Origin of the sequence: Puerhibacterium puerhi (assembly GCF_009846865.1) — a bacterium.
Taxonomy (GTDB): domain Bacteria; phylum Actinomycetota; class Actinomycetes; order Actinomycetales; family Cellulomonadaceae; genus Puerhibacterium; species Puerhibacterium puerhi.
In genome coordinates this window covers 1-5,831 of record NZ_WUWN01000078.1, presented here as the reverse complement: position 1 = coordinate 5,831, position 5,831 = coordinate 1, and the positions used below count along the sequence as shown (strand labels likewise).

Genomic DNA, 5,831 nt, shown 5'->3' with positions numbered 1-5,831 from the left:
GCCGCCCTGCGCCGCGGCGCGGGCCGCACCGCGCCGCCCTGGCCCCGCGTCGTCGCGCCGCGCCGTCGTCGTGCGTCCACGGGTCCATGGTGACGCCTCGGGGCCGGCGGCGCGCCGGCGCCGCCGTGCGACGGCCCGGCGCCCGCACCAGACTCGGGGCCGAGGGGCGCGCCGGCGCCCGAGGGGACGGCGAGATGGTCAGGACGGTGCTGGGAGCTGTCGTCGCGGCGGTGGCGCTCGGGCTGCACCAGGTCGGCGGTCGCGGCGACGGGGCGCCCGACGGCGACGTCCGACAGGGCGAGGCCGGCGAGCCGCTCGCCCCGGACGGCAGCCCGGCCGGGCCGGCCGGCGACCGGACCGGCGACGACGTGCCCGCCGCGGCACCGTCCGAGGCCGAGGCGACCCCGCCCGTGCCGCCGGAGATCCCGCCGCCGCCCGTGCACTGACCCCCGCGCGCCCCGACCGGTGGCAGAGTGGGCGCATGACCACGCGCGCGCTCCTCGTCGTCGACGTCCAGCCCACCTTCTGCGAGGGGGGCGAGCTCGCCGTCGAGGGCGGCAACCGGGTGGCCGAGGACGTCGCGGCCTACGCGCGCGACCACCGCGGCCGGTACGCCGTCGTCGTGACCACGCAGGACTGGCACGTCGACCCGGGCGAGCACTTCTCGCAGAACCCGGACTTCGTCGACTCGTGGCCGCCGCACGGCGTCGCCGGCACGGCGAACGCCGAGCTGCACCCCGCGCTGGCCGGCCTGGAGCTCGACGCGCAGGTGAAGAAGGGCCAGTTCGACCCCGGGTACTCCGGGTTCGACGGCGTGGAGTACTCCGGCCGCACGCTCGAGCAGATCCTGCGCGACGCGGACGTCGAGGTGGTGGACGTCGTCGGGCTGGTGGAGTCGCACTGCGTCAAGCACACGGCGCTCGACGCCGTGAAGGCGGGGTTCGGCGCCCGGGTGCTGACGGACCTGACGATCCCCGTCTCGCCGGAGCAGGGCGAGGCGGCGCGGCGCGAGCTCGCCGCGGCGGGCGTCGAGCTGCTCCCGAGCACCGCCGCCTGACCACCCGCGAGATAGAGAGCTCCCCCGCCGAGATAGAGAACTCCCCCGCGCGAGATAGAGAGCTCTCCGCGCGACCGGGGACGCGGTCGCGACGACATCGGCGTCGCGGCCGACCATCTCGGCGAAGGGGTCTCTATCTCGCGCGGGGAGCTCTCTATCTCGCGCGGGGAGGTCTCTATCTCGCGGCGAGGGCCGCGTTGTAGAGGTCGCGGCGCGAGACGCCCGCGGTCGCGGCGACGTCGCCGGCCACGTCCTTGAGGCGCTCGCCCGCCGCGACGCGGTCGAGCACCTCCCCGACGAGCTCCTCGAGGCTCGCCGCTCGGACGGCCGGCGCCCCGCCGACGACGACGCAGATCTCCCCGCGCAGCCCCTCGCCGTCGGCGGAGCGCGCCGCCACCGTCGCGGCGAGCTCGCCGAGCGGGCCGCGCAGCACCTCCTCGTAGGTCTTGGTCAGCTCGCGCGCGACGGCGGCCGGCCGCTCGGCACCGAACGCGCCGGCCATGGCCTCGACCGTCGCCGCGATGCGGTGCGGCGCCTCGAAGAACACCATCGTGCGCGGCTCGGCGGCGAGCGCCGACAGGGCCCGGGACCGCTCCCCCGGCTTGCGGGGCACGAACCCCTCGAAGGTGAACCGGTCGGTCGGCAGGCCGCTGAGCGCCAGCGCGGTCAGGACGGCGGACGGGCCGGGCGCGGCGGTGACGCGCAGGCCCCGCTCGACGGCCCGGGCCACGACGCGGTAGCCGGGGTCGGAGACCGACGGCATGCCGGCGTCGGTGACCACGACGACGGTGCCGCCGCCGTCGACGACGTCGAGCAGCTCGTCGGCGCGCGCGGTCTCGTTGTGCTCGTAGTACGACACGACGCGGCCGCCGACGGCGACGCCGATCCGCTCGGCGAGGGCGTGCAGGCGGCGGGTGTCCTCGGCGGCGACGACGTCGGCCTGCGCCAGCAGGCGGCGCAGGCGCGGCGAGGCGTCCTCCGCGTTGCCGATGGGGGTGGCGGCCAGGACGAGCGATCCGGCCTCGGGCACGCCGGACGTCGCCGTTCCGGGCTGCGGGGAGGTCATGGCTCCCAGGGTCGCACGCCTACGATGTGCCGGTGACCGACGTCCCCCGGCCCGCGGGCGAGGACCTGGCGCGCGGCGCCCTTGCCACCACGCCGACCGCCGCCGACGAGCCGCCGACGCGCGACCGCCTGCTGCGCGTGCTGCTGGGCCGCCGCCGTCTGGCGCTGGGCGCCACGCTGCACGACCGCCGGTGGGGCTGGGCGGGGGCCCTGGCGGTCACGCTGCTCGCCGCCGTGCTGCGGGCGTGGGACCTCGGCCGGCCGCACGCCCTGGTGTTCGACGAGACCTACTACGTCAAGGACGCCTGGACGCTCGGGCGCCTGGGGTTCGAGGCGCAGTGGCCGGACGACCCGGACCCGGCCTTCGTGGCCGGCGACGTCACCTCGTACCTGGACCGCGCGGCCTACGTGGTGCACCCGCAGGTGGGCAAGTGGCTCATCGCGCTGGGCATGGACCTCGGCGGCGGGGCCACCAGCTCGGCCGCCTGGCGGCTGGCGAGCTGCGTCGCCGGCGTCCTGGCCGTGCTGCTGGTGACGCGCATCGCCCGGCGCCTGTTCGCGTCGACGGCGATGGGCCTGGTGGCGGGCCTGCTCATGGCGGTGGACGGCGAGGCGATCGTGCACTCGCGCACCGCGCTGCTCGACCAGTTCCTCATGCTGTTCGTGCTGGTGGCGTTCGGCTGCCTGCTGCTCGACCGCGACTGGGCCCGCCGCCGGCTGGCGGAACGGGTCGGGGCGATCGTCGACGCCGGCGGGTCGGTGGGCCGGTACGGCCCGCGCCTGGGCTTGCGCTGGTGGCGGCTCGCGGCGGGCGTCGCGCTCGGCCTGGCCTGCGGCACCAAGTGGTCGGGCGTCTACTTCCTGGCCGCGTTCGGCCTGCTCACCGTGGCGTGGGACCTCGCGGCGCGGCGCGCGGCCGGCGTGGGCCGCTGGTGGGAGGACGGGCTGCTGGCCGACGGCGTCCCGGCGTTCGTGCAGATGGTCCCCACCGCCCTCGTCGTCTACGTCGCGAGCTGGTGGTCGTGGTTCGCCACCCCGGGCGCGTACTTCCGGCAGTGGGCGGCGGACAACCCCGGACAGGGCGTGACGTGGCTGCCCGACGCCCTGAGCTCGTTCGTGCACTACCACGTCGAGATGTGGAAGTTCCACACCACGCTGGACTCCGAGCACGCGTACGCGGCCAACCCGTTCGGCTGGATCATCCAGTGGCGGCCCACGTCGTTCTTCTGGGAGAAGCACGCGCCCGGCGAGGGCACGTGCCCCGCCACCGCGGCGGGCGACTGCGTGCAGGCGATCACCTCGCTGGGCAACCCCCTGCTGTGGTGGCTGGCCGCGCTGGCGATCGTCGTCGTGGCCTACCTCGGCATCACGCGGCGCGACTGGCGGGCCCTGGCGGTGCTGTCCGGCACGATCGCCGGGTGGCTGCCGTGGTTCCAGTACCTGGGCCGCACCGTCTTCACCTTCTACACGATCGCGTTCACGCCGTGGGTGATCCTCACGCTGGTCTACGTGGGCGTGGTGGCGCTGGAGGAGACCGAGCGGCGCCCGCGCGGGCGCGCCGCGGTGGTCGGCGCGATCGTCGGCGTCGTGACGGCGATCTGCGTGGTCTCGGCGATCTTCTACCCGCTGTGGACGGGGCTGCAGGTGCCCTACGACTACTGGCGCGAGGTCGTCCGGCTGCGGTCCTGGGTCTGACCGGTCCCCGGCCGCACGCCGTGGCGCGCGGCCGGAGGCCGCGTCACCAGGGGACCTGCGGCGACGGGTGGAACGCCCACCCGAGCGCCCGCCACACGGGGGCCTGGCCGGCCAGCCGCGCCGCGAACGCCTCCCAGTCCCGCGCCTCGGCAGCGCTCCAGCCCGCCTCGGCCAGCGCGGGCAGGCGCGGCAGCAGCATCGAGAACAGCTCGTCGCGCGTGGTGAGCGTCTCCGTCCACACCGCGCCGGCGACGCCCACGACGGCGTCCGCGGGGACGCCGGGCACCGCGGTGGCGGGGTCCCAGTCGTAGGCGTCGCGCACCTCGACGTGGCCCGCCCACTCCAGGCCGAGCGGGTGGCCGGGCGCGTACTTCATGTCCAGGTAGGCGCGCGAGCCGGGCGAGGCGACGAACCGGGCGCCGGCCTCGGCCGCGCGCGCGAACACCGCGGCCGCGGCGTCGTCGACGTGCGGGTCCCAGAACTGCAGCACGGTGCCGGGCTCGACGGCGGCGCGCGCGGCCTCCTGCCAGGCCACCGGGGTCTTGCCGTGCTCGCGCACGATGCGCTGGGCCAGCTCCATGATCGCCGCGTACTCCGCGGGCTCGACCTTGGGCGCCTCGTCGCCGCCGACGTGCAGCCACGGCCCGTCGGTCATGCGGGCCAGGTCGCCGAGCACGTCGCGCAGGAACGGCTCGGTGGCGGGCACGTCGGCCCACAGCCGGGAGAAGCCGACCTCGGTGCCGCCGTAGGCGTCGGTCGGGGCGCCGTCCGGTGTGAGCTCGCCGTAGGCGTGGGTGGCGGCGTTGGTGTGCCCGGGCAGGTCCACCTCCGGCACGATCGTCACGTGCCGCGCGGCGGCGTACGCCTGCAGGTCGCGGTACTCCTCGACGGTGAGGTAGCCGCGCTGCCCCGCGGGCACGGCGCCGCCCACCTGCGTGCCGCCCGAGCGCTCGGTCAGCGCCGGGCGGGACGGGATCTCGATGCGCCAGCCCTGGTCGTCGGTGAGGTGCAGGTGCAGCACGCGCAGCTTGTACGCCCCGGCGAGGTCGACCACCGCGCGCACGTCGGCCGGGCCGAACCAGTGCCGCACGACGTCGAAGGACAGGCCGCGCCAGGCGTACCGCGGCGCGTCGTGGACGACGACGGCGGGCACGGTGGGCGCCGCGCCGGTCACCGCGGCGGTGCCGGCGTCGAGCGCCGGCCGGGTGACGAGCTGGCGCAGCGTGCGCACCGCGTGCAGCAGGCCGACCGGCTCCGCGGCGCGGGCCTCGACCCGCTCCGGCCCGACGGCGAGGGTGTACCGCTCGGGGCTGTCGGCACCCGCCGGGCCCGCCGCGGGGTCGAGGCGCAGGTCGAGGGTGACGGCGTCCGCGCCGGCGCCGGTCGCGGCCAGCACCGTCACGCCCACCGGCTCGAGCAGCTCGGCCACCAGCGCCGCCGGCACGTCGTCGCCGGTGACGCGCACCGCCGCGACCGCCAGCGGCGGCGCGTCGCGGCGCTCCACCGCCGTCGGCCACGGCACCAGGGGAAGCACACCGGGGGCCGTCACGACGCCACCTCCAGCGCGTCCGCGTCGAGCACGGCCACCTGCGGCCGGGCGTCCAGGGCGCCCGCGTCCACGACGGCGTCGTCGAGGTCGTGCACCACGAGCAGGGTCTGAGGCAGAGCGTCGTCGGTCACCACGCTCGCAAGGTAGTCCACGGCGGCCTGCAGCTCGGCGACCGGCACGCTGCCGCCGCGATCCAGTCCCGCGCCGGAGCGCCGCTGCTCGGGGTGCAGCACGACGCCGACGCCGCCGCGGCGCAGCAGCGGCTCGAGGTCCCGCACCTGGTCGTCCAGGCGTGCGCTGCCGCCCTCGACCTCGAGCAGCACCTGCTGGCCGGCGGCGCGCGCGGCGTCGACGACCGGCTCGAGCTCGGCGAGCGGCACGGACCGCAGGTACGCGCCGTCCGCCCCGGGCGAGACCTGCCGGGTGGCGGCCCCGACCACGACAGTCGGCACGACCGGGCCCGCG

Annotated in this window: 5 protein-coding genes and 1 pseudogene; 3 read left to right on the top strand and 3 right to left on the bottom strand. The window is 77.0% G+C overall.

Annotation, left to right across the window (positions count from 1 at the left end; translation table 11 throughout):
* The first annotated feature begins 194 nt into the window (after positions 1-194).
* On the top strand, positions 195-446 hold the full coding sequence (locus GSF02_RS18195) for a hypothetical protein (protein ID WP_159798781.1): 252 nt from the start codon (positions 195-197) through the stop codon (positions 444-446).
* A 35-nt stretch (positions 447-481) separates the two neighbouring features.
* Positions 482-1,057 carry an isochorismatase family protein gene (locus GSF02_RS18190; RefSeq protein ID WP_159798780.1) on the top strand — a complete coding sequence of 192 codons (576 nt, stop codon included), beginning with the start codon at positions 482-484 and terminating at the stop codon, positions 1,055-1,057.
* Positions 1,058-1,232: 175 nt separating this feature from the next.
* Here the strand turns inward: GSF02_RS18190 and rsmI are convergent, their stop codons facing one another.
* Positions 1,233-2,123 (bottom strand): 16S rRNA (cytidine(1402)-2'-O)-methyltransferase, encoded by an 891-nt coding sequence (rsmI, locus tag GSF02_RS18185; protein ID WP_159798779.1) that lies wholly within the window; start codon positions 2,121-2,123, stop codon positions 1,233-1,235.
* 32 nt (positions 2,124-2,155) lie between these two features.
* Between rsmI and GSF02_RS18180 the strand changes: the two genes are divergently transcribed.
* Complete coding sequence (locus GSF02_RS18180) at positions 2,156-3,817, top strand: dolichyl-phosphate-mannose--protein mannosyltransferase (protein ID WP_235915692.1); 1,662 nt, start codon at positions 2,156-2,158, stop codon at positions 3,815-3,817.
* Positions 3,818-3,860: 43 nt separating this feature from the next.
* Here the strand turns inward: GSF02_RS18180 and GSF02_RS18175 are convergent, their stop codons facing one another.
* Together GSF02_RS18175 and GSF02_RS18170 are read right to left on the bottom strand one after the other, a co-directional pair.
* Complete coding sequence (locus GSF02_RS18175) at positions 3,861-5,366, bottom strand: family 20 glycosylhydrolase (protein ID WP_159798777.1); 1,506 nt, start codon at positions 5,364-5,366, stop codon at positions 3,861-3,863.
* Positions 5,363-5,831: pseudogene (locus GSF02_RS18170) on the bottom strand (hypothetical protein); the annotation flags it as partial. The gene GSF02_RS18175 and the pseudogene GSF02_RS18170, both read right to left, overlap by 4 nt.